This is a genomic window from Streptomyces sp. NBC_00872, assembly GCF_045161915.1.
In the GTDB taxonomy this organism is placed as follows: Bacteria; Actinomycetota; Actinomycetes; order Streptomycetales; family Streptomycetaceae; genus Streptomyces.
The window spans coordinates 6,748,018-6,772,175 of record NZ_CP108806.1 but is presented as its reverse complement, the minus strand read 5'-3'; the positions used below and the strand labels follow the sequence as shown (position 1 = coordinate 6,772,175).

General features: G+C 72.0%; 17 protein-coding genes and 2 pseudogenes. 7 read left to right on the top strand and 12 right to left on the bottom strand.

Annotation, left to right across the window (positions count from 1 at the left end; genetic code table 11):
* Nucleotides 1–15 precede the first annotated feature (15 nt).
* The 8 genes and pseudogenes from OG214_RS28940 to OG214_RS28905 all read right to left on the bottom strand — a co-directional run bounded on the left by OG214_RS28940 (nt 16) and on the right by OG214_RS28905 (nt 11,570).
* Nucleotides 16–405: a ribonuclease domain-containing protein gene (locus OG214_RS28940; protein ID WP_365902415.1), complete on the bottom strand. Its 390-nt coding sequence runs from the start codon at nt 403–405 to the stop codon at nt 16–18.
* 261 nt (nt 406–666) lie between these two features.
* Nucleotides 667–2,205, bottom strand: a complete 1,539-nt coding sequence (locus OG214_RS28935) for a DEAD/DEAH box helicase (protein WP_363080488.1) — start codon at nt 2,203–2,205, stop codon at nt 667–669.
* A 91-nt stretch (nt 2,206–2,296) separates the two neighbouring features.
* Entirely contained in the window at nt 2,297–2,500 is a 204-nt protein-coding gene (locus tag OG214_RS28930; RefSeq protein ID WP_015607926.1) for a cold-shock protein, read from the bottom strand.
* 195 nt (nt 2,501–2,695) lie between these two features.
* Nucleotides 2,696–3,131: pseudogene (locus OG214_RS28925) on the bottom strand (pyridoxamine 5'-phosphate oxidase family protein).
* A 50-nt stretch (nt 3,132–3,181) separates the two neighbouring features.
* Nucleotides 3,182–3,904 carry a vWA domain-containing protein gene (locus tag OG214_RS28920; protein WP_405986388.1) on the bottom strand — a complete coding sequence of 241 codons (723 nt, stop codon included), beginning with the start codon at nt 3,902–3,904 and terminating at the stop codon, nt 3,182–3,184.
* A gap of 318 nt (nt 3,905–4,222) precedes the next feature.
* Nucleotides 4,223–5,683, bottom strand: coding sequence for a glutamate synthase subunit beta (locus OG214_RS28915; RefSeq protein WP_405986387.1), 1,461 nt, complete (start codon nt 5,681–5,683; stop codon nt 4,223–4,225).
* Nucleotides 5,676–10,235 carry a glutamate synthase large subunit gene (gene gltB / locus OG214_RS28910; protein WP_405986386.1) on the bottom strand — a complete coding sequence of 1,520 codons (4,560 nt, stop codon included), beginning with the start codon at nt 10,233–10,235 and terminating at the stop codon, nt 5,676–5,678. Before gltB ends, OG214_RS28915 begins: the two co-directional genes overlap by 8 nt.
* A gap of 606 nt (nt 10,236–10,841) precedes the next feature.
* Nucleotides 10,842–11,570: a VIT1/CCC1 transporter family protein gene (locus OG214_RS28905; protein ID WP_363080493.1), complete on the bottom strand. Its 729-nt coding sequence runs from the start codon at nt 11,568–11,570 to the stop codon at nt 10,842–10,844.
* A 252-nt stretch (nt 11,571–11,822) separates the two neighbouring features.
* Between OG214_RS28905 and OG214_RS28900 the strand changes: the two genes are divergently transcribed.
* The 7 genes from OG214_RS28900 to OG214_RS28870 are packed head-to-tail and all read left to right on the top strand — an operon-like array spanning nt 11,823 to nt 19,916.
* Nucleotides 11,823–12,869 carry an ADP-ribosylglycohydrolase family protein gene (locus OG214_RS28900; RefSeq protein WP_363080524.1) on the top strand — a complete coding sequence of 349 codons (1,047 nt, stop codon included), beginning with the start codon at nt 11,823–11,825 and terminating at the stop codon, nt 12,867–12,869.
* Nucleotides 12,866–14,236 carry an ADP-ribosylglycohydrolase family protein gene (locus OG214_RS28895; RefSeq protein WP_405986385.1) on the top strand — a complete coding sequence of 457 codons (1,371 nt, stop codon included), beginning with the start codon at nt 12,866–12,868 and terminating at the stop codon, nt 14,234–14,236. Before OG214_RS28900 ends, OG214_RS28895 begins: the two co-directional genes overlap by 4 nt.
* 4 nt (nt 14,237–14,240) lie before the next feature.
* Nucleotides 14,241–15,500 carry an ADP-ribosylglycohydrolase family protein gene (locus OG214_RS28890; protein WP_405987647.1) on the top strand — a complete coding sequence of 420 codons (1,260 nt, stop codon included), beginning with the start codon at nt 14,241–14,243 and terminating at the stop codon, nt 15,498–15,500.
* Nucleotides 15,497–16,927 (top strand): ADP-ribosylglycohydrolase family protein, encoded by a 1,431-nt coding sequence (locus OG214_RS28885; RefSeq protein ID WP_405986384.1) that lies wholly within the window; start codon nt 15,497–15,499, stop codon nt 16,925–16,927. The genes OG214_RS28890 and OG214_RS28885 overlap by 4 nt, the downstream gene beginning before the upstream one ends.
* A complete protein-coding gene (gene rbsK, locus OG214_RS28880) occupies nt 16,924–17,805 on the top strand; it encodes a ribokinase (RefSeq protein ID WP_363080496.1) in 882 nt (293 codons plus the stop codon). Before OG214_RS28885 ends, rbsK begins: the two co-directional genes overlap by 4 nt.
* Nucleotides 17,806–19,110, top strand: coding sequence for a CaiB/BaiF CoA transferase family protein (locus OG214_RS28875; RefSeq protein WP_405986383.1), 1,305 nt, complete (start codon nt 17,806–17,808; stop codon nt 19,108–19,110). It abuts the gene before it with no gap.
* Entirely contained in the window at nt 19,107–19,916 is an 810-nt protein-coding gene (locus OG214_RS28870; protein ID WP_363080498.1) for an aldolase/citrate lyase family protein, read from the top strand. The genes OG214_RS28875 and OG214_RS28870 overlap by 4 nt, the downstream gene beginning before the upstream one ends.
* A gap of 97 nt (nt 19,917–20,013) precedes the next feature.
* On the opposite strand, the gene lgt is transcribed toward OG214_RS28870, so the two are convergent.
* The 4 genes and pseudogenes from lgt to trpB all read right to left on the bottom strand — a co-directional run bounded on the left by lgt (nt 20,014) and on the right by trpB (nt 24,156).
* Nucleotides 20,014–20,952 (bottom strand): prolipoprotein diacylglyceryl transferase, encoded by a 939-nt coding sequence (gene lgt / locus OG214_RS28865; protein ID WP_405986382.1) that lies wholly within the window; start codon nt 20,950–20,952, stop codon nt 20,014–20,016.
* Nucleotides 20,953–21,189: 237 nt separating this feature from the next.
* Nucleotides 21,190–22,032 (bottom strand): annotated as a pseudogene (locus OG214_RS28860) (DsbA family protein); the annotation flags it as partial.
* A 76-nt stretch (nt 22,033–22,108) separates the two neighbouring features.
* Nucleotides 22,109–22,921 carry a tryptophan synthase subunit alpha gene (trpA, locus tag OG214_RS28855; protein ID WP_405986381.1) on the bottom strand — a complete coding sequence of 271 codons (813 nt, stop codon included), beginning with the start codon at nt 22,919–22,921 and terminating at the stop codon, nt 22,109–22,111.
* Entirely contained in the window at nt 22,918–24,156 is a 1,239-nt protein-coding gene (trpB, locus tag OG214_RS28850; protein ID WP_363080501.1) for a tryptophan synthase subunit beta, read from the bottom strand. Before trpB ends, trpA begins: the two co-directional genes overlap by 4 nt.
* Nucleotides 24,157–24,158 lie beyond the last annotated feature (2 nt).

Genomic DNA, 24,158 nt, shown 5'->3' with positions numbered 1-24,158 from the left:
GAGGTTACCTTCCGGTCAGCAGCCGTAGTTGACGAGCGAGAACGACGCGTAGTGGTTGGAGGTGTAGTAGTCCTCGTTGTTGCGCTGGCCCGTGACGATACGGCGCGCGCCACGGTCGGAGGAGCCGGGGGTCTTGACGGTGTACTCGTGGTAGTAGCCGTTCGACTGGCTCGGCAGGACGCCTTCCCGGTTCTGGAAGACGCCGCCGTCCTGCCGGTACGGGAAGGGCCCGCCGGCGTCTATGAGGCGGAGGGTGTCGTACGCCTGGGCGGGCAGCCGGGAGTAGCAGATGCTGCCGACGGCGGCGGGGGCCGCGGTGGCGGTGGCGGTGACCCCGCCGACGAGGAGTGCGGACGCGAGTGCGGCGACACCACCGAGGGTGGCCATACGTGGGGGAATTCGCATGGCCTCATGATGACGCGCGTAGACCTGTACACGTCAATCCCAACGGCCGGGAATTTCCGGGAAGTTAACCGGCCGAACCGGCCCGGTAGCACGCCGTACACCGAGCGGACGGGCCCACGGATCACGCGCGTCACCCGCCCGCGCGAGGCATCGCCACCCGCCGCGCCGGCACCGGCGGCCAGGCCGGAGGGGCTTCGACGCCGGTGCCCGGCAGCGCCGAACGCGCTGCCGGGCACCGGCGGACAAGGACGGAGAAGCGGCTCAGGCCGCCGTGCGCCGGCCGCCTTCGGCGCCGCGGCCCGGACGGCCGCGACGGCCACGGCTGCCGCGTGCGGCGCCGCCGAGACGGGCCGCGCCGCCCCCGGTGCCCGCGCCGGCACCGGCGCCGGTCCGCGCCGGCCGCGACGACCGTGTCTTCTGCTTCGCCTGGACGACGGGCTGCGGCACATCGATGGTGACGGCCACCCCGGAGGGCTCCCGCGCGCCCGTGAGCCGGGTCAGCTCCTCGTCCGTCGACTTGATCCGCGCCGACCGGGGGGCGATCCCCGCGTCGGACATCAGCCGGGTCATCTCCCGCCGCTGCTCGGGCAGGACCAGCGTCACCACACTGCCGGACTCCCCCGCCCTGGCGGTGCGCCCGCCGCGGTGGAGGTAGTCCTTGTGGTCGACGGGCGGGTCGACGTTGACGACCAGGTCGAGATCGTCCACATGGATGCCGCGCGCCGCGACATTCGTCGCGACGAGACAGGTGACCAGACCGTTCTTGAACTGTTCGAGCGTCCGGTTGCGCTGCGGCTGCGAACGGCCGCCGTGCAGCCCCGACGCCCGCACACCGCTCGCCAGCAGCCGCTTGACCAGCCGGTCCACGGACCGCTTGGTGTCCAGGAAGAGCAGCACCCGCCCGTCACGCGCGGCGATCCGCGTCGTGATCTCCTTCTTGTCCGTCTCGTCCAGGACATAGAGCACATGGTGTTCCATCGTGGTGACCGCGCCCTGGGACGGGTCGACCGAGTGGACCACGGGGTCGGTCAGATACTGCCGTACGAGCCGGTCGATATTGCGGTCGAGAGTCGCCGAGAACAGCATGCGCTGCCCGTTCGGCTCGACCTGCTTGAGCAGCGCCGTGACCTGCGGCATAAAGCCCATGTCGGCCATCTGGTCGGCCTCGTCGAGCACCGTGATGGCGACCTGGTCCAGCCGGCAGTCGCCGCGCTCGATGAGGTCCTTGAGCCGTCCGGGCGTCGCGACCAGCACCTCGGCGCCGCGCCGCAGCGCGCCCGCCTGCTTGCCGATCGAGAGCCCGCCGACGACCGTGGTCAGCTTCAGATTGACGGCGGTGGCGTACGGGGTCAGCGCGTCGGTCACCTGCTGCGCCAGTTCACGCGTGGGTACGAGCACCAGCGCGAGAGGGGCGCGCGGTTCGGCGCGCCGGCCCGCCGTACGGGCGAGGAGCGCCAGCCCGAAGGCGAGGGTCTTGCCGGAGCCGGTACGCCCCCGGCCGAGAATGTCACGTCCCGCGAGGGAGTTCGGCAGCGTCGCGCCCTGGATCGGGAACGGCTGGGTCACCCCCTGGGCGGTGAGGGTCTTGAGCAGGCCCGCGGGCATGTCCAGCTCGTCGAACGCCTCGACGGCGGGCAGCGCGGGGGTGATGGTTTCCGGCAGCGTGAATTCCTGCGGCCGGGCGGCGGCGCGCCGGGCGGGAGCCTTGGCCGTGCCTTTCGCGGGTCCCTTGGCGCGGGAGTTCACCGGGCGCTTGCCGGCAGGGCGGGCAGCACGGTCGTGCCGCTCGGATCGAGTCATTCGGAAAAGCCTTCCTGGGCCTGAGGACAGCGCGAGCCGGGGCCCGCACCTGCGTGGTGCGGGCCCCGGCTGCGAGGTACGCGTCCGGGAATTAGGCCGGGACGATGTTCTCCGCCTGCGGGCCCTTCTGGCCCTGCGTGACGTCGAACGAGACCTTCTGGCCCTCCTGGAGCTCACGGAAGCCCTGGGTGGCGATGTTCGAGTAGTGGGCGAAGACGTCGGCGCCGCCGCCGTCCTGCTCGATGAAGCCGAAGCCCTTTTCCGAGTTGAACCACTTCACGGTGCCAGTAGCCATGTCATTCTCCTAAAACAGGTGCAGAGCCGGAAATTCGCACTTTACGAATTCCTCGTCGCCGCATTGAGCCCCATCCGGAGAAGCCGGCAAAAACAATAATGCGCCTGAGGAACATTCCCGTCAGGCGCACATAAAGTTCATGGGTACCAAAACTGCAACGCGGTCAGCCTAGCACGCCTCGGCGCCCGACAGCGATCAGGCGACCTCCTCGTGCGGCGGGCCGTCGCCGTTCCCCCGCCGTACGGTGCGCGGCGGCCGTCCGGGGTGCCGGATCCGTACGACCAGCTCCTCACCCTCGACCCCGGTCCGTACGACCTCGGAGAGTTCCACCCGGAAGAGAGGGGAGGGCGGCGGCGGGCCGGCCTCCGCCGCGAACCGGGGATCGCACGGCAGATCCCGTGCCCTGAGGGAATTCGGCATCATGCCGAGCCGCAACTCCCCGAGGAGAAAGGTGACTTCGAGTCCCGACACACGCGGCGAGCCGTCCTTGCGAAGGGCCGCCGGCACATGGTGGGGGGTACTTCTCGAATCGCCGCCGCACGGTGTTGGCGAAGTCGGGCTCCGCGGATCGGAAATCCGCAATCCGCCCAGGTGAATGGCATGGCCCCAGCCGAACGCCGATACCCGACATCTTCTGTCGGGTATCGGCGCGGATTCCGGCGGCGCGCACGGCGGCCGGTGTCAGCGCACGATGCCCAGCTCACGCGCCCGGCGCAGCCAGCGCGGGAACTCGCCGACCAGCCGGTCGTACAGTTCCCCGTCCGTGACCCGTCGCGGGTCCTCGCCCGCGTGGAAGAAACCGGCGTTGTCGACGGGCCGTTTCGCCGGGACGGCGAGTTCGTCGAGCTTGCGGAGGAAGTCGAACTGTCTGCTGTCCGGGTCGCCGAACCCGATGAACTGCCAGAACAGCGGCAGTCCCGCCGCCTTGCAGAGATACATCTCCGCCGCGTGCTTGCTGACCGGACCGCCGTCCGTCTGGAAGACCACCAGCGCCGGGGCGGCGGCCCCGCTGTCCAGATAGTGGTCGATCACCGCGTCCATCGCCAGGTGGTAGCTGGTCTTGCCCATGTGCCCGAGTCCGGCGACGATCGCGTCGATACGGCCCTGGTGACCGGCGAGCGAGATGTCCGTCTCGGCGTCGATGTCCGTGGAGAAGAGGACGACGGGGACGGTGCCATCGTCGTCGAGATGGGCGGCGAGACCGAGCACCCGGTCGGCGAGGGCCTGGACGCTGCCGTCCTTGTAGTAGCCCCTCATCGAGCCGGAGTAGTCGAGGACCAGATAGACGGCCGCGCGCCGGCCGTCCAGTCCGTTCTTCACCAGCGAGACGCCCGCGCTCTTGTAGAGGCTGACGAGCGCGGGCGCCGTCTCCTCGACCTTGCGCGGGCTGATGGCCGATCCCACGGTGTTCCCCCAGGTCAGTCGGTACGCGCATGTCGCCGGTACACGGATCCGCCGAGCCTACCGGCACGTCCGCACCGGCACGTCCCGCATGCCACGGCGCCTGCCATCGGTCCGGTCGGGGACAGGGGGCAGGCGCCGCGTCTTGCGGGAGGGCCCGGGAGACGCTCCCCGGGCCGACACCGCCCGTACGCCGTTGTACGGGAGCCTTCTGGGAGGGGACGGAACGGAACCGCCAGGCGGAGGACGACCCCACGGACCGGCGGATCGGCGGACCCTGCGGACGGGACCGCCGGACCGACTGACCGGCGGACGGAGCCGTCAGGCGGTCAGCGCGCGGTCCGTCGGGCGGATCGGGGCCGGCAGATCGCTGGCACCGGTCAGATACCGGTCCACACCGCGCGCCGCCGAACGGCCCTCGGCGATCGCCCACACGATCAGCGACTGTCCGCGGCCCGCGTCACCGGCGACATACACACCGGGGACGTTGGTCGCGAAGTCCGCGTCCCGCGCGATGTTGCCGCGCTCGTCCAGCTCCAGACCGAACTGCTCGACCAGGCCGTTCGACTGGTCCGTACCGGTGAAGCCCATCGCGAGCGTGACGAGCTGCGCCGGGATGCTGCGCTCGGTGCCGGGCTTCTGTGTCAGCTTGCCGTCCTTGAACTCCACCTCGGCCAGGTGCAGCGACTGGACGTTGCCGTTCTCGTCGCCCTCGAAGTGGGTGGTGGAGACGGAGTAGACCCGCTCGCCGCCCTCCTCGTGCGCGGAGGTGACCTTGTAGAGCATCGGGAAGGTCGGCCACGGCTGGTGCGGGGCGCGCTCGTCGCCGGGCCTCGGCATGATCTCCAGCTGGGTGACGGAGGCGGCGCCCTGGCGGTGGGCCGTACCGACACAGTCCGCGCCGGTGTCGCCGCCGCCGATGACCACGACGTGCTTGCCCTCGGCGGTGATCGGGGAGACGGTCAGATCCCCCTCCTGCACCTTGTTCGAGAGCGGCAGGTACTCCATCGCGAAGTGGACGCCGTTCAGCTCGCGGCCGGGGACGGGCAGATCGCGCGAGACGGTGGCGCCCGCGGCGATGACCACGGCGTCGTACCGCTTGCGCAGCTTCGCCGCGTCGAGGTCCTGGCCGATCTCGATCTCGGTACGGAACTTGGTGCCCTCCGCGCGCATCTGCTCGATACGCCGGTTGATGTGCACCTTCTCCATCTTGAACTCGGGGATGCCGTACCGCAGGAGTCCGCCGATCCGGTCGGCGCGCTCGTACACGGCGACGGTGTGGCCCGCGCGGGTGAGCTGCTGGGCGGCGGCCAGTCCCGCCGGTCCCGAGCCGATCACGGCGACGGTCTTGCCGGAGAGGCGCTCGGGCGGCTGCGGGGTGACATCGCCGCTGTCCCACGCCTTGTCGATGATGGAGACCTCGACGTTCTTGATGGTGACGGCCGGCTGGTTGATGGCGAGCACGCACGCGGACTCACAGGGCGCGGGGCAGAGCCGCCCGGTGAACTCCGGGAAGTTGTTGGTGGCGTGCAGGCGCTCGCTCGCCGCCGTCCAGTCCTCCCGGTACGCGTAGTCGTTCCACTCGGGGATCAGATTCCCCAGCGGGCAGCCGTTGTGGCAGAACGGGATGCCGCAGTCCATGCAGCGGCCGGCCTGCTTGCTGATGATCGGGAGCAGCGAGCCCGGAACGTAGACCTCGTTCCAGTCCTTGACGCGCTCCTTCGGGGGGCGGGTTTCCGCGACCTCGCGCCCGGTGGTGAGAAAGCCCTTCGGGTCAGCCATTGGTCGCCGCCTCCATCATCTTCTCGGTGGTCTCGGTCTCCGAGAGACCGGCCAGCTCGGCGGCGTCCTTGGCGGCGAGCACTGCCTTGTACGTGGTCGGGATGATCTTGCTGAAGCGGTCCACGGCGGTGTCCCACTCGGCCAGCAGCTTCTCGGCGACGGTGGAGCCCGTCTCCTCCTGGTGACGGCGCACCACATCGTGCAGCCAGCGCTTGTCGGTGTCGTCGAGCGGTCCCACGGCCGCGAGGTTCCCGGCGTTGACATGATCCGGTTCGAGGTCGACGACATACGCGATACCGCCGGACATGCCGGCCGCGAAGTTGCGTCCCGTCTCGCCGAGGACGACGGCGTGACCGCCGGTCATGTACTCGCAGCCGTGGTCCCCCACGCCCTCGGAGACGACCGTGGCGCCGGAGTTGCGGACGCAGAAGCGCTCTCCGGTGCGCCCGCGCAGGAACAGCTCGCCGCCGGTCGCGCCGTAGGCGATGGTGTTGCCCGCGATGGTGGAGTACTCGGCGAGATGGTCGGCGCCGCGGTCGGGGCGTACCACGATCCGGCCGCCGGACAGGCCCTTGCCGACATAGTCGTTGGCGTCGCCCTCCAGCCGCAGTGTCACACCGCGCGGCAGGAACGCGCCGAAGGACTGGCCCGCGGAGCCGGTGAAGGTGATGTCGATGGTGTCGTCCGGCAGACCCGCGCCGCCGAACTTCTTGGTCACCTGGTGACCGAGCATGGTGCCGACGGTGCGGTTGATGTTCCGGATGCCGATCTGGGCGCGTACGGGCTGGGCGGCCTCGGCGGTGGCGGCGCCCAGGGCGTCGGCGGCGAGCTTGATCAGCTCGTTGTCGAGGGCCTTCTCCAGTCCGTGGTCCTGCTCGACCGTCCGGTGGCGTACGGCGTTCCCGGAGAGCGCGGGCACATGGAAGAGGGGCTTGAGGTCGAGGCCCTGGGCCTTCCAGTGGGTCACGGCGCGGTCGGTGTCGAGCAGCTCGGCGTGGCCGACGGCCTCTTCGAGGGTACGGAAGCCCAGCTCGGCCAGGATCTCCCGGACCTCCTGCGCGATGAACTCGAAGAAGTTGACGATGTACTCGGCCTTGCCGGAGAACCGCTCGCGCAGTACCGGGTTCTGGGTGGCGATGCCGACCGGGCAGGTGTCGAGGTGGCAGACGCGCATCATGACGCAGCCGGAGACGACGAGCGGCGCGGTGGCGAAGCCGAACTCCTCGGCGCCGAGGAGCGCGGCGATGACGACATCGCGGCCGGTCTTGAGCTGTCCGTCGGTCTGGACGACGATCCGGTCGCGCAGACCGTTGAGCAGCAGGGTCTGCTGGGTCTCGGCGAGGCCGAGCTCCCAGGGGCCGCCCGCGTGCTTGAGCGAGGTGAGCGGGGAGGCGCCCGTACCGCCGTCGTGGCCCGAGATCAGCACGACATCGGCGTGTGCCTTGGACACACCGGCGGCGACCGTGCCGACGCCGACCTCGGAGACCAGCTTCACATGGATACGGGCCTGCGGGTTGGCGTTCTTGAGGTCGTGGATGAGCTGGGCGAGGTCCTCGATGGAGTAGATGTCGTGGTGCGGCGGCGGGGAGATCAGCCCGACCCCGGGGGTGGAGTGCCGGGTCCTGGCGACCCAGGGGTAGACCTTGTGGCCGGGGAGCTGGCCGCCCTCGCCGGGCTTGGCACCCTGCGCCATCTTGATCTGGATGTCGTCGGCGTTGACCAGATACTCGCTGGTGACGCCGAAGCGCCCGGAGGCGACCTGCTTGATGGAGGAGCGGCGGGCCGGGTCGTAGAGCCGGTCCGCGTCCTCGCCGCCCTCGCCGGTGTTGGACTTGCCGCCGATCCGGTTCATGGCGACGGCGAGCGTCTCGTGCGCCTCGCGGGAGATGGAGCCGTACGACATGGCGCCGGTGGAGAAGCGCCTGACGATCTCGGAGACCGGCTCGACCTCGTCGACGGGGACCGGCGCGCGGTCGGAGGCGAAGCCGAACAGACCGCGCAGTGTCATCAGCCGCTCGGACTGCTCATTCACCCGGTCGGTGTACTTCTTGAAGATGTCGTAGCGGCGTGTGCGCGTGGCGTGCTGGAGGCGGAAGACCGTCTCCGGGTCGAAGAGATGCGGCTCGCCCTCGCGGCGCCACTGGTACTCGCCGCCGATCTCCAGCTTGCGGTGGCTGGCGGAGATCCCGGAGGCGGGGTAGCCCCTGGCGTGGCGGGCGGCGACCTCCTCGGCGACGACATCGAGACCGGCACCGCCGATCTTGGTGGCGGTGCCGTTGAAGTACTTCTCGACGAACGCCTCGTCGAGACCGACGGCCTCGAAGACCTGCGCGCCGCGGTAGGACGCGACGGTCGAGATGCCCATCTTGGACATGACCTTGAGGACGCCCTTGCCCAGGGCGTGGATCAGATTGCGGATGGCCCGCTCCGGCGCCAGGCCCTCGATGAACGTACCGGCGCGGACCAGGTCCTCGACGGACTCCATGGCGAGATACGGGTTGACCGCGGCGGCTCCGTATCCGATGAGCAGCGCGACATGGTGCACCTCGCGGACATCGCCGGCCTCGACCAGCAGCCCCACCTGGGTGCGCCGCTTGGTGCGGATGAGGTGGTGGTGCACGGCGGCGGTGAGCAGCAGCGAGGGGATCGGGGCGTGCTCCGCGTCGGAGTGCCGGTCGGAGAGCACGATGATCCGGGCACCGCTCTCCAGGGCGGCGTCGGTCTCGGCGCAGATCTCCTCGATCCGGGCGGCGAGGGCCTCTCCGCCGCCGCCGACCCGGTAGAGACCGGAGAGCGTCGCGGCCTTCATGCCCGGCATGTCGCCGTCGGCGTTTATGTGCACGAGCTTGGCCAGCTCGTCGTTGTCGATCACCGGAAAGGGCAGGGTGACACTGCGGCAGGACGCGGCGGTCGGCTCCAGCAGATTGCCCTGCGGGCCGAGCGTGGAGCGCAGCGAGGTGACCAGTTCCTCGCGGATGGCGTCCAGCGGCGGGTTGGTGACCTGCGCGAAGAGCTGGGTGAAGTAGTCGAAGAGCAGCCGGGGCCGGGCGGAGAGCGCGGCGATCGGCGAGTCCGTGCCCATGGAGCCGATCGGCTCGGCGCCGGTCCGTGCCATCGGCGCGAGCAGGACGCGCAGCTCCTCCTCGGTGTAGCCGAAGGTCTGCTGGCGGCGGGTGACCGAGGCGTGGGTGTGCACGATGTGCTCGCGCTCGGGGAGGTCCTCCAGCTCGATCTCGCCGGTCTCCAGCCAGTCCTGGTACGGCTTCTCGGCGGCGAGACCCGCCTTGATCTCGTCGTCCTCGATGATGCGGTGCTCGGCGGTGTCGACGAGGAACATCCGGCCGGGCTGGAGCCGGCCCTTGCGGACGACCTTGGCGGGGTCGATGTCGAGGACGCCGACCTCGGAGGAGAGGACGACGAGGCCGTCGTCGGTCACCCAGTAGCGGCCGGGGCGCAGACCGTTGCGGTCGAGGACCGCGCCGACCTGGGTGCCGTCGGTGAAGGTGACACAGGCCGGGCCGTCCCAGGGCTCCATCATCGTGGCGTGGAACTGGTAGAAGGCCCGCCGGGCGGGGTCCATGGAGTCATGGTTCTCCCATGCCTCGGGGACCATCATCAGCACCGAGTGCGGCAGCGACCGGCCGCCGAGGTGGAGCAGTTCGAGGACCTCGTCGAAGGTCGCGGAGTCGGAGGCGTCGGGCGTACAGACGGGGAAGATCCGCTCCAGCCTGCCGGGGCCGAAGAGGGCGGAGCCGAGCTGGGACTCACGGGCGCGCATCCAGTTGCGGTTGCCCTTGACCGTGTTGATCTCGCCGTTGTGCGCGACGAAGCGGTACGGGTGGGCCAGCGGCCAGCTCGGAAAGGTGTTGGTGGAGAACCGCGAGTGGACCAGCGAGATCGCGGTCGCGAAACGGCGGTCCGAGAGGTCGGGGAAGAACGGTTCGAGCTGGCCGGTGGTGAGCATCCCCTTGTAGACGATCGTCCGGGCGGAGAGCGAGGGGAAGTAGACCCCGGCCTCGCGCTCGGCGCGCTTGCGCAGCAGGAACGCCTTGCGGTCGAGGGCGAGGCCCGTGCTCGTGCCGTCCGCGACGAAGAGCTGGCGGAAGGCCGGCATCGTGGCGCGCGCGGTGGCACCGAGCAGCCCGGGGGCGACGGGGACATCGCGCCAGCCGAGGACGGTCAGGCTCTCCTCGGCCGCGATGGTCTCGATCCGCGAGACGGCCTCGGTGGAGTCGTCGGCGGGCAGGAAGGCGATGCCCACGGCGTACGAGCCGGCCTCGGGCAGCGGGAAACCGGCGACCTCGCGCAGGAACGCGTCCGGCACCTGGAGCAGGATCCCGGCGCCGTCGCCGGAGTCGGGCTCGGATCCGGTGGCGCCGCGGTGTTCGAGATTGCGCAGTACGGTCAGCGCCTGCTCCACCAGCGCGTGGCTGGCTACACCGGTGAGGGTGGCCACGAACCCGACACCGCAGGCGTCGTGCTCGTTACGGGGGTCGTACATGCCCTGAGGGGCAGGGCGACCGTCCATGGGCGACCAGGCGTCGGAACGCATCGGCTCTCCCGTCGTCGTTTGTTCGGCGTGGCAATTCGCGATTACCGAGGGACGACGCTGGCCCTCCAAGAAATTTCGTGCAGGTTACATGATGGGTAGCTTCTCGGGAAGCGGATAGCTCATTCCAGCATGTGGACACCGCTCGTGGCGGTGGATATGGGGATCGGACGGACAGATCGCCGCCCGTCCGGGGTGGCGGAGCAGGGCTTCATTGCCCGCGGCGCCTACGGCTCATGCCCGGTCGTCAACGACCCGAAACCGCTGGGTAACGACTCACTATGTGGCGCCCGGCATAGTGTCTCACCCCCGCGCGCGCGGACACCCGGGGATGTACGTCACAGGGTGGGGCTTTTGTGCCCGTACCGCAAGGCCGGACGGGGCTCCGGGGAGCCGTTCGGGGGCGTGTGCGAATTCCCGGTACTCACGGTGTTACGGAGACATGGCTTGAGGACGACAGACCGCCCGCGCGCAGGGGCCCGCACAGTCCCGCGAGCCGGGGCGCGCAGTCCGTACGCCAGGACCCGGACCGTGCCGTACGCCTGGGCCGGACCGGGCCCGCACAGTGCGTACGCCAGAGACCGGACGGTGCCGGACCGCGCCCAGGGGTCAGACCGCCGCGCCGAACAGGGCTCCGAGCCCATAGGTGAGCGCCGCGGCAGTCCCGCCCAGCACGAGCTGCCGCAGCCCGCTGTACCACCAGCTCCGCGCGGTCACCCGGGCCACCAGCGCGCCGCAGGCGAACAGCCCGCTCAGCGCCAGCGCCACCGCGGGCCAGAGCGCCGTGGCGCCCAGCAGATACGGCAGTACGGGCAGCAGCGCGCCCAGCGCGAACGAGCCGAACGACGACACCGCGGCGACCGTCGGCGAGGGCAGATCGTCGGGGTCGATCCCCAGCTCCTCGCGCGCGTGTATCTCCAGCGCCTGCTCGGGATCGGCCGAGAGCTGCCGGGCCACCTCACGGGCGAGCGCGGGCTCCACGCCCCGCGACTCGTACAGCGCGGCCAGCTCCTCCATCTCGTCCGCGGGATGCTTGCGCAGCTCCCCGCGCTCCACGTCCAGCTCCGCCTGGACCAGCTCACGCTGGGAGGCCACCGAGGTGTACTCGCCCGCGGCCATCGAGAAGGCGCCGGCCGCGAGTCCCGCGAGCCCGGTGATCACGATCGTCTGCTGGGAGACCGCCCCGCCGGCGACACCGGTCATCAGCGCCAGGTTCGAGACCAGTCCGTCCATCGCGCCGAAGACCGCGGGACGCAGCCAGCCGCCGTTCACGTCGCGGTGCGTGTGGTTGTCGCGGTGCGCCTCGTGGAGCGTGGCCTCGGTCTCGATGATGGACATGGTTCTCCCCTTCTTCCCGGAAGGTGGATCCGGGCCCTTCCACGGGCCGGTCCCAACCTCCCAACGCTCCGAAAGTACGCACGAAAAAGCGCTCCCGCCAGCAAGGAAGGCCGTACTTACCAGGCATGACAGGCCATCGGCACCGGCGACCGCCGGCCGCGCCACCCGGGTGACAGCGGCGTTTCCCGGACTCCCCGGGCGCCCGGCGTGGCACAGATCCAGGAACACCGGCTCGCGCGAAAGGGCCACATGATGGAGTCCACCGCGAGCGATCCCGCCGCCCCTCCCGCCGCCGACCGGCGCGACGGGCTCGCCGTACTCCGCGACCGGGCGCGCGGCGCGCTGCTGGGACTCGCCGTCGGTGACGCGCTCGGCGCCCCGGCGGAGAACATGCGGCCCTCCGAGATCCGCCGCCGCTGGGGCCGTATCGAAGGCTTCGTGTCCGACAACCCGGCGGGTACGGACGACACGGAATACGCCATCTTCTCCGGACTGCTGCTGGCCAGACACGGCTCCGCCCTGACCGTCGCCCATGTCGAGAAGGCCTGGCACCACTGGCTCGCGGACCTGGACGAGGGCCCGTTCCGCGGCGCGGGCTTCAGTGAGCGCGGCACGCTGGAGAATCTGCGGCGCGGGCTCGCGGCCCCGATCACGGCCCAGCACCGGCACGCCTGGAGCGACGGTCTGGCGATGCGCGCGGCTCCCTTCGGTGTGTTCGCGGCGGGCCGCCCGCGCGAGGCGGCGCGGCTGGTCGCCGTCGACGGCAGTGTCAGCCACGACGGCGAGGGCATCTACGGAGGCCGCGCGGTGGCGGCCGGTGTCGCCGCCGCGATGACCGGCGCCGGACCGGACTCGGTGATCGCGGCGGCGCTCTCCGTCGTCCCCATGGACTCCTGGACGGCCCGCACCCTGCGCCGGGGGGTCGTCGCCGCGCGGCGGGAGTACCCCGACACCCTCACGCTGGAGCGCGCCGTCCGCTCCTCGGTGGTCATCGGCGGCTACCCCTGGACCGATCTGGCCCCGGAGGCGGTGGGCCTGGCCTTCGGCGCGTTCGCCGCGGCCCGCGGCGACTTCCGCGGGTCGGTCCTGACCGCCGTCAACATGGGCCGGGACGCGGACACCACGGCGGCGGTGGCGGGCGCCCTGGCCGGAGCGGTGTCGGGAGCCTGTGCGATTCCGCCGGAATGGTCCTCGGTCATCGGACCCGCGCGGGGGAGCTGTCTGCCCTCGATGCGCGGTTACCACGTGCTGGACATCGCGGATCTGCTGACGCCCGACGAGGACGAGGTGACGCCATGACCCCGGGGGCCGGGGGCGCGCCGCCGGGGACGCCGTATCCGGGCGACGGCACCGGCACCGGCACCGGTCAGGACGGCACCGGGCGGGACCCGCTGCGGCGGATCGAGGGGCTGCTGCTCGGGCTGGCCGCCGGGGACGCCGCCGGGTGGCCCGCCGCCCGGCACCGGGCCGCCCGGATGCCCGAGTGGACCCGCCGCCTCACCCGTGAACTGGACACCTTCGCCGAACAGAACGCGACCACCACCCTCCCCGTCCCCATCGCGCTCAACCAGCCCCCCGAGCCGCTCCGGCTCGGCCCCTCCGACGACGCCGAATGGGCCGCCTTCACCGCCGAGTCCGTACTCACCGCCGCAGGGGACCACTTCCACGGTCTCGGCGCCGACCGCCGGATGCGCGCCGCCGTCGATCTCTCCTGGAACTCCCTCGCCAGCGAGATCGCCGCCGCCGCCAACCGCGCGCCCGAGGTCGAGTCCGCCGTACCGCCCCTGCGGGCCCGGATCTCCGTACGCGCGGGCCTCGGCAATCTCGCCACCGGGCTGCGCCCGCCCGCCACCGGCCATGACAACCCGCACTTCTTCGACGACGCCGCCTGCGTCCGGGCCACCGTTCTCGCCGTCGTCCACCCCGGCGACCCGTCCGCCGCCGCCGAACTCGCCGAGTTCGACGCCCGGTACACCCAGGACGGGGACGGGGTGCACGGCGCCCGCGCGATGGCCGCCGCCGTGGCGGGCGCGCTCGGCGGCGCGGACGCCGAGACCGCCGTCGACGCCGCCCTCGCCCAGTTGCCCGGCACCACGGAGATCGGCAGGAACGCCCGGCACGCCCTCAAGCTGGCCCGGGACTTCGCCGGGGAGCCGGCCGGTGCCTTCGCGCTCGTGCCCCTGCTGGAGCATCAGATCGTCGACCATGTCTACAGCTACGGCATCGCCGCCGCCGAGACCGTTCCCGTCGCCCTCGCCCTCACCCTCGCCGCGCGTGGCGAGGTCACCGGCGCGGTGCCCGCCGCCGCCTGTCTCTCCCGGGTCGCCGACTCGGCGCCCGCCCTCGCCGGCGCGCTGACCGGCGCGCTCGGCGGCGGTGACTCCGTACCCGCCACCTGGCGGGACGCCTGCCGCACCCTCGCGGGCTGCGCCCTGCCCCGGCTCGCCAGAACCGATCTCGTGGAACTCGCCGGGCTGCTGACAGCCACGGAACTGACAGCTCCGGGTGGACAATTCCGGCATGACGACGCTGAGCACTCCCCCCGCACCGGCCCCGGAGCCGACCCCGGCCGCCGGCCCGACCGGTCCGTCCGGCACCCTTACCGCACCGGGTACGACGGGCGCGCGCACGAAGGGCGCGCACACGCCGACACGTACCCTCGCTGACCGGATCACCGGCTGTCTGATCGGAGCGGCGGTCGGTGACGCGCTCGGCGGTCCGGTCGAGGGGTACTCACCCGAGCAGATCGTCGAGCGCCACGACGGCCGGGTCTCCGGCATCGTCGGCCCCTGGAACGAGAACTGGCGCACCGCCCGTCCCATCGCCCCCTACCACAAGGGCGACGGCCATGTGACCGACGACACCCTGATGACCCATGCGCTGGTCCGGGTGTACGAGACCGTACGTGACCATCTCGACGCGTACGCGGTCGCCGACCATCTCGTCCCCGATCTGATGACCACCCCCCGCTGGATCCCCGAACTGGAGACCGAGGCGCTGCTCCTCCAACGGGTCTTCCTCGCCGAGAAGTGGATGGTCGCCCGGCTGCACTACGGGCATGTCGACCCGCGCGAGGCGGGCACCGGGAACATCGTCAACTGCGGTGCGGCGATGTACATGGCGCCGGTGGGACTGGTCAACGCGGCGCATCCGGCCGCCGCGTACGCCGAGGCGATCGACATCGCGGGCGCGCACCAGTCGTCGTACGGGCGTGAGGCGGCGGGGGTGTTCGCCGCGGCGGTCGCCGCCGCGTGTCTCCCGGACGCCACGCCCGCGACCGTCGTCGAGACCTGTCTCGCGCTCGCGAAGGACGGCACGCGCGCCGCGATCCGGGCGGTACGCGACGTCGCCTCCCGGCACCGTGACACGGAGTCCGCGCTGCGCGGACTGCGTGAGGCCGTCGCCCCCTTCGACACGGTCGGCCCCCACTACCGCAGTCCTGCGCTGGGCGCCCGCCGTCCCTCCCGGGTGCACTCCATCGAGGAACTCCCCATCGCCCTGGGGATGTTGCTGATCGGCGGCGGCGACTACCACCGTACGGTGCTGGGCTCGGTCAACTACGGACGGGACTGCGACTCGATCGCCACCATGAGCGGGGCGCTCGCCGGGGCGCTGGGCGGCGAGTCCGCCGTCCCCGCGGAGTGGGCGAGGCGCGTGGCCGACGCGAGCCGGCTCGATCTGCACGCTCCCGCGCGGGCGCTGACAGAGGTGGCGTACGAGGTCTTCACCCGCGACACGGAACGGCGGCGCGCGCACGAGAGCGCGTTCGCGCGGATGACGGACGCGCGGCTGATCGACGCCCCGGGCGACGCCGCCGACGCCGCCGACGGCCGCACGGCCGACAGCCCGTACGAGACCTCGCGCGGCGTCCCGCACGACGCCCCGCACGATGCCCCGCGCACGGAGACCCGGCCGGCGGCGGCGCGATGACGGACCTCCGCGTCACCTGGGTGCAGCCCGAGGATCTGCTCGGTCACGAACTGCGCCAGGCCTCGGAGGACGGCCGCGACGCGACGGCCGTCGCCCACCGCTGGCATCTGGCGGGCGGCGCCCCGGCCCCGCCCCGCGCGGGCGCCTCCCCCGCTCCCCCGTCCCCGCGGCTGCGCGCGCTGGCCGGGGAACTGCTCGACGAACTGGCGGCGCTGCCGTCCGCACGGGAACGGTACGAGCCGACCCACCTCCCCGCGATCAGATCGGCCTGCCCGTCCTGGCCGGCCGCCCCGGACACGGCGCTTCGCGGGACCGGCGCGACCGACCGCCGTCCCCCCACGGGTCCTGCCGTCGCCCGGCTCCATGCCGCCTGGCTCGGCCGGGCCGCCGGCTGTCTGCTGGGCAAGCCCGTCGAGAAGCTGCCCCTGCGGGGTATCAGGGCCCTCGCGCACGCCACCGGCAACTGGCCGCTGCACACCTGGTTCACCGCCGAGGGGCTGCCCCCGGATCTCGCCGGCACGTATCCCTGGAACCGCCGCTCCGCGCCCACCTCGCTCGCCGAGAACATCGACGGGATGCCCGAGGACGACGACCTCAACTACCCCGTGCTCAATCTGCTGCTGCTCCAGCGCCACGGCCGGGACTTCACCACCTCGGACGTCGCGCGCCTCTGGCTGGACGAGCTGCCGGCCGCGCGTACGTTCACCGCCGAGCGCGTCGCGTACCGCAATCTGCTCTGCGGGATCGAGCCGCCGTACACCGCCCGCTACCGCAACCCGTTCCGGGAGTGGATCGGCGCGGCGATCCGGGCCGACATGCACGGCTGGACGCACCCCGGCGACCCCGGGGCCGCCGCCGCGCAGGCGCACCGGGACGCGACACTCACGCACACCGCGAACGGGGTGTACGGCGCGATGTTCGTCGCGGCCGCCATCGCCGCCGCGGCCGGGCCCCCGGACACCGGGCCCCACGCCGCCAGGGCTCACGATGTGCACGCCTGCCTCCGGGCCGGGCTGTCCGTCGTACCGCCCGGCTCCCGGCTCGCCGAGGCCGTACGCTTCGGGATCCGGTCCGCCCGCGCCCAGGCCGACTTCGCGACCGTCGTCGACCGGCTGCACACCGTCTACGGCCACTACCACTGGGTCCACGCCGTACCCAACGCCGCCCTGCTCGCCGCGGCGCTCACCCATGCCGACGGTGACTTCGGCGGCTCCATCTGCCGGGCCGTGTCCGGCGGCTGGGACACCGACTCGAACGGCGCCACGGCCGGATCGATCGCCGGGCTGCTCGCCGGACACCCGGCCGAACTGCCCGAGCGGTGGACGGCCCCGCTCAAGAACCGGCTGGCCACCTCCGTCGCCGGTCTCGACGGCATCGGCTTCGACACGCTCGCAGAACTCACCCACAGGGAGGCGCTCCGCCCATGACCGGCATCGTGGTCCTCGGCAGCACCAATATGGATCTCGTCGCGTTCGTCGCGCGCGCCCCGAAGCTCGGGGAGACCGTCACGGGGCGGGAGTTCCGTACGATCCCCGGCGGCAAGGGCGCCAACCAGGCCGTCGCCGCCGCCCGCGCGGGCGGCGCGGTGGCGATGATCGGCGCGGTCGGTGCGGACGAGTACGGCGAACTGCTGCGGCACACGCTCGCCGCGTCCGCCGTCGACACGGACCTTCTGCGCACCGTCGAGGGCCCCTCCGGCACGGCCCATATCGTCGTCGACGACGACGGCGGCAACGCGATCGTGGTGATCCCCGGCGCGAACGGCACCGTCACCCATCTCGTCCCCGGCGACGAGACCGTCATCGCCGCCGCCGACTCCCTGCTCCTCCAGCTCGAACTGCCGGTCGCCGCCGTGCTGGCCGGAGCCGAGGCGGCCCGCCGCCACGGCGTACGGACCGTACTCACCCCCGCCCCCGCGCAGCCCCTGCCGCCGGGCCTGCTCGACACCGTCGACCTGCTGGTCCCCAACGAGCACGAGGCGGCCACCCTCACCGGGGTCGCCGACGTCCACGCCTCGGCCGAGATCCTGCTCCAGCAGGTCCCCGAGGTCGTGATCACCCTCGGCGCCGGGGGCAGTCTGTACGCGGCCCGGGGCGCCAGGACCGTCACCGTGCCCGCGCCCCGGGTCGAGGCCGTGGACACCACGGGCGCCGGTGACACCTATGTGGGCGCGCTAGCCGTCGCGCTCGGCGAGGGCCGTCCGATGCCCGAGGCGATGCACTGGGCCTCCGCCGCCGCCGCGCTCTGCGTCCAGCGCCACGGGGCGTCCACCTCCATGCCGTACCGCACCGAGATCGAGGCCTGAATGACCGAGTCCGCTCCCTCCACGCCTCCCACCACCCCTGCCGCCACTCCTCCCTCCGCGCCCCCTCCCTCCGCGCCGGACGCCCGCGACGGCGCTCCCGCCCCCGACGGCGCCCCCACCCCCGCCCCGCTCTCCGGTCTGCGGGTGCTCGATCTCGCGACCCTCTTCGCGGGTCCGCTCGCCGCCACCCTGCTCGGCGACTTCGGCGCCGATGTCATCAAGGTCGAACACCCCACCCGCCCCGACCCCTCGCGCGGCCACGGCCCCGCCAAGGACGGTGTGGGCCTGTGGTGGAAGCTGCTCGGCCGTAACAAGCGCGCCATCACCCTCGACCTCTCCACGCCCGGCGGACGCGACCTGCTGCTCCGGCTCGCCGCCGGCGCGGATGTGATCATCGAGAACTTCCGGCCGGGCACCCTGGAGAAATGGGGCCTCGGCTGGACCGAACTCTCCCTGGCCAATCCCCGGCTCGTACTGACGCGGGTGACGGGCTTCGGCCAGTTCGGCCCGTACGCCCACCGCCCCGGATTCGGCACCCTCGCCGAGGCGATGAGCGGCTTCGCGGCCGTCACCGGCGAGCCCGACGGACCGCCCACCCTGCCGCCCTTCGGTCTCGCCGACTCCATCGCCGCGCTGGCCACGGCGTACGCGGTGATGACCGCGCTCGGCGGCCGGACCCTGACGGGCCGTGGCCAGGTGGTCGACATGGCGATCATCGAGCCGATCCTGACCGTGCTGGGACCGCAGCCGCTCTGGTACGACCAGCTCGGCTTCGTCCAGCCCCGTACGGGCAACCGCTCCACCAACAACGCCCCGCGCAACACGTACCGGGCCGCCGACGGCTCCTGGCTGGCGGTCTCCACCTCGGCGCAGTCGGTCGCGGAACGGGTGATGCGGCTGGTGGGCCGGCCGGAGCTGATCGCCGAGCCGTGGTTCACCACCGGCAGCGGCCGGGCCCAGCACGCGGACGTCCTCGACGAGGCGGTCGGCGGCTGGATCGCCCGGCACACCCGCGCCGAGGCGATGGCCGCGTTCGAGCGGGCCGAGGCGGCGATCGCGCCCGTCTACGACATCCGGGACGTCATGACGGATCCGCAGTACCGGGCGCTGGACAGCGTCACCGAGGTCCCCGACCCCGAGCTGGGCACCCTGCGGATGCAGAACGTCCTCTTCCGGCTCTCCGAGACCCCGGGCGCCATCCGCTGGGCGGGCCGCCCCCATGGCGCGGACACCGACACGGTCCTGGCCGAGCTGGGCCTGTCCGCGTCCGAGATCGGCGCGCTCCGGGCGGACGGAGCGCTATGACCATCCCCCTCACCTGGCTGTATGTCCCCGGGGACCGTCCGGAGGTGATGGCGAAGGCGCTGTCCTGCGGCGCGGACGTCGTGATCGTGGACCTGGAGGACGCGGTGGCGCCCGACCGCAAGGAGTACGCGCGCGACTCCATCGCCGACCTGCTGTCCTCGCCGCACCCGGTCCCGCTCCATGTCCGGATCGCCGACGAGCACGATCTGATGTCGCTGGTCGGCCTGCCGGGACTGTCCGGGCTCCGCCTCCCGAAGGTGACCCACGCCTCCGACATCCACCGGGTCGCGGCCCGCGCCCCGGACATCGCGCTGTACGCCCTGCTCGAATCGGCGCTGGCCCTGGAGAACGCCCACGCGATCGCGGGCGCGCACCGCGCGGTACGGGGGATCTCCCTCGGCGAGGCGGACCTCCGCGCCGATCTGGGGGTACGGGACGACTCCGGCCTGGACTGGGCCCGCAGCCGGGCCGTGGTGGCGGCCCGCGCGGCGGGCCTCTCCCCGCCGGTCCAGTCGGTGTTCCCCGACGTCCGTGACCTGGACGGACTCGCGGCCTCCTGCCGCCACGGCCGGGACCTGGGGCTGCTGGGCCGCGCGGCCATCCATCCCCGCCAGCTCCCGGTCATCGAGCGGTCCTACCTCCCCACGCCGCGGGAGGTCGGCGAGGCCGAGGAGATCGTCGAAGCCGCGGCGGCCGACGCGGGTGCCCACGCCCTCCCCGACGGACGCTTCGTCGACGCGGCGATCGTGGCGGCGGCGAGGAGAACGCTCGCGCTGGCCCGGCGTGACGGTGCGCGTCACGGCTGAGGCCGGCCACGACCCGCACACGAAACACGTTCCGCACACGAAAACGGGGCCCGTGGAAACGGACCCCGTCCATGGCCCCCCGAGGGGAGGGGCGCCGTCAGGTTTTGTCAGCCGGTTCGGCCGCCGGGGCGGTCTCGGTATCCGCCGTCGCGGCGTCGTCCGCGTCCGCGTCGGCACCGTCGGCCTGATCCTTGTCCTTGTCCTTCGGCGGCGTCGCCGTCTCCCGCTCCGGCTCCACGATCTCCTCGCGCCCGGGGCGTACCCGCGCCGACACCAGGAAGTAGACGACCGCGAGGATGAAGACGCCGGCCGCCGTCCAGACGTTCAGCCGGACACCGAGGACATGGTGCGCCTCGTCGACCCGCATGTACTCGATCCAGGCCCGGCCCGCGCAGTACGCCGCGACATAGAGGGCGAACACCCGTCCGTGTCCCAGCTTGAAGCGGCGGTCGGCCCATACGATCAGCAGCGCGACGCCCAGGCACCACAGCGACTCGTACAGGAACGTCGGGTGGTAGAGACCCGCCTCGCGGTTGGTGCCCGCGGAGATCTTCAGCGCCCACGGCAGATCGGTCGGCTTGCCGTACAGCTCCTGGTTGAACCAGTTGCCCCAGCGCCCGATGGCCTGTGCGACGACGATCCCGGGCGCGATGGCGTCCGCGTACGCCGGCAGCGGGATCCCACGGCGGCGGCAGCCGATCCAGGCGCCGACCGCGCCCAGCGCGATCGCGCCCCAGATGCCGAGCCCGCCCTCCCAGATCTTGAAGGCGTCGACCCAGTCCTCACCGTCGCTGAAATACAGCTGATAGTCGGTGATCACATGGTAGAGCCGCCCGCCGACCAGACCGAAGGGCACCGCCCAGACGGCGATGTCGGCCACGGTGCCGGGTTTGCCGCCCCGGGCGACCCAGCGCTTGCCGCCGTACCAGACGGCGACGAAGACACCGATGATGATGCAGAACGCATAGCCGCGCAGCGGAAGCGGTCCGAGATGGAGCACTCCGGTCGACGGGCTGGGAATGTAGGCAAGGTCCATGGCAGAACCGACCGTACAGTGCCGGGCGGGATCTGAGGCAACCCGCCCGGCAACTTCTGGATAACGAGGTCAGACGGCGGGGGAGGAAGCGGGGGCCGCGGCGGGATCCGAGCCCGAGGACACGGCGGGACCCGAGGCGGGCGCCGAAGCGGGGCCCTGGACATCGGCCCCCGGGCCCGCGCCCGGTCCGGACCCGGCACTCGCGCCCGGTTCCATGCCCGGTCCGGAGGCTCCTCCCGAGGCGGGAGCCGAGGCCGACCCGGGCGCCGAGGGGGTCCGCGTCCCCGCCTTCTTGTCCTTGTTGGCCGCCGCGACCCACTTCCTCAGATTGTCCGGGGTGATGTTCTCGCCGCCCTTCTTGGGGAACACCGACTCCCCGTTGAGCAGCACGGTCGGTGTCCCGGAGAAACCGCCCGTCCTGAACTTCGCCGCGGACTTGTTCACCCAGTCGTCGTGCTTGCCCTCGTCCACACACTGGCGGAATCCCGGCGCCGACTTCAGCCCCTCGACCTTGCCCGCCAGATCCAGCAGATGGCTGTTCTTCGCGAAGGCGTCGTTCGTCTCCGGCGGCTGATGCTGATACAGCACGTCGTGGTACGGGGAGAACTTGCCGGCGTCCTGGGCGCACGCCGCGGCGTTGGCCGCGTGCAGCGAGCCGCTGCCGCCCATGTTGCCGTCGATGATCGTGGCGAGGTGGTACTCGACCTTGAGCTGTCCCGCCCTCTCCAGGTCATGGATCGTGTCCCGGAACGCGTTCTCGAACTGGGCGCACGCCGGGCAGCGGAAGTCCTCCCACACCGTGAGCGTGGACGGCGCGTCCGGCGCCCCCACGGGGATCGCCAGATCGTCCGTGCCCCTGAGCCCGGACGGCGCGCTCACCGGTCCCGCCGCGTTGTCGGCCTTGTCCTTGCCGACCTCCGAGGCGACCACCCCGATCACCCCGACCGCGCCGAGCACCCCGACGACCGCCACGGACATGACCACGGTGCGCCTGCGCCGCTCACGCGCCCTGTCCGCTTCACGTTCCTGCTGGAGCCGCTCTCTCGCGGTCCGTCTTACCTCACGGTTCTTCTCGCTCACGCCCACAGCAACGAACCGGGAAGGCGCGTACGCACCTCCCCGGTCCCAGGTCCACCCGTACGTGTGAGACGAACCGTCAGCGCTTGCGAACGCCCTCGGCCAGCTCGGCCGCCAGCTCCCGCACCGCCACCAGCCCGGCCGCCGCGTCGGGCGCGTCCAGCATCCGCTTCACGAACGCCGAGCCCACGATGACACCGTCGGCGAAGCCGGCGACCTCGGCCGCCTGCTCCGCGTTGGACACCCCGAGCCCGACACACACCGGCATCCCGGTGGTGGCGCGGGTGCGCAGCACCAGGTCCTGGGCCTCCAGGCCCACCGACTCACGCGTACCCGTGACCCCCATCAGCGAGGCCGCGTAGACGAAGCCGCTGCCCACCGAGGTGATCCTGGCGAGGCGCTCGTCCTTGCTGCTGGGCGCCACCACGAAGACCGTCGCCAGTCCGTGCTTCTCTGCGTGCTCGCGCCACAGCGCCGACTCCTGCACCGGGAGGTCCGGCAGGATGCACCCGGCGCCGCCCGCCTCGGCCAGCTCGGTGGTGAAGCGCTCGATGCCGTACCGGTCGATGGGATTCCAGTACGTCATCACCAGGACCGGCTTGCCGGTCGCCCCGTACGCCTCACGGACCGTGCGCATCACATCGGCGATCTTCACCCCGCCCCGCAGCGCGATGTCGTCGGCGGTCTGGATGACCGGCCCGTCGAGCACGGGGTCGCTGTGGGGCAGCCCCACCTCGACCACGTCCGCGCCGCCGTCGAGGACCGCCTTCACGGCCTCGATTCCGCCGGCCACGGTCGGGAATCCGGCGGGCAGATAGGCGATGAGCGCGGCCCGGTCCTCGGACTTCGCCGTCGCGAGCGTCTCGCTCAGCAGCTCGATGTTCCCGCTCACTTGGCGCTCTCCCCGTCGTACAGCCCGAAGTAGCGGGCGGCCGTGTCCATGTCCTTGTCACCGCGGCCGGAGAGATTGACGACGATCAGCCCGTCCTTCCCCAGCTCCCGCCCCAGCTCCAGCGCGCCGGCGAGCGCGTGCGCGCTCTCGATCGCCGGGATGATGCCCTCGCTGCGGGACAGCAGGAGCAGCGCCCGCATCGCGTCGTCGTCGGTCACCGCGCGGTACTCACCGCGCCCGCTGTCCTTGAGATAGGCGTGCTCGGGTCCGATGCCCGGGTAGTCGAGACCGGCCGAGATCGAGTAGGGCTCGGTGATCTGGCCCTCCTCGTCCTGAAGGACGTACGACCGCGATCCGTGCAGGATGCCCGGCTCGCCGGCGGTCAGTGTCGCGGCGTGCTCGCCGCTCTCGATCCCGTGCCCGGCGGGCTCGCAGCCCACCAGCCGTACGCCCTCGTCGGGGATGAACGCGTGGAAGAGCCCGATCGCGTTGGACCCGCCCCCCACACACGCGACGGCGGCGTCGGGCAGCCGTCCGGCGCGCTCCAGGATCTGCCGCCTGGCCTCCACTCCGATGACCCGGTGGAAGTCGCGCACCATCGCGGGGAAGGGGTGCGGTCCGGCGACCGTGCCGAAGAGGTAGTGCGTACGGTCCACATTGGCGACCCAGTCGCGGAACGCCTCGTTGATGGCGTCCTTGAGCGTCCTGCTCCCGGAGGCGACCGGGACGACCTCGGCGCCGAGCATCCGCATCCGGGCGACGTTCAGGGCCTGGCGTCGGGTGTCGATCTCGCCCATGTAGATGGTGCATTCGAGCCCGAACAGCGCGCAGGCGGTGGCGGTCGCGACTCCGTGCTGGCCCGCCCCGGTCTCGGCGATGACCCGGGTCTTGCCCATGCGCTTGGTCAGCAGCGCCTGCCCCAGCACATTGTTGATCTTGTGGGATCCGGTGTGGTTGAGATCCTCGCGCTTGAGGAACATCCGGACACCGCCGGCGTGCTCGGCGAACCGCGGCACCTCGGTCAGGGCGCTGGGCCGGCCGGTGTAGTCGACCAGCAGTCCGTTCAGCTCGGCGGCGAAGGCGGGATCGCCCTTGGCCTTCTCGTACTCGACGGCGACCTCGTCGACGGCGGCGACGAGTGCCTCGGGGATGAACTTGCCGCCGAAGGCGCCGAAGTACCCCTCGGCGCTGGGGACATGACCGTCGGGGTCGGGAACAAAGAACTCGGAAGACACGC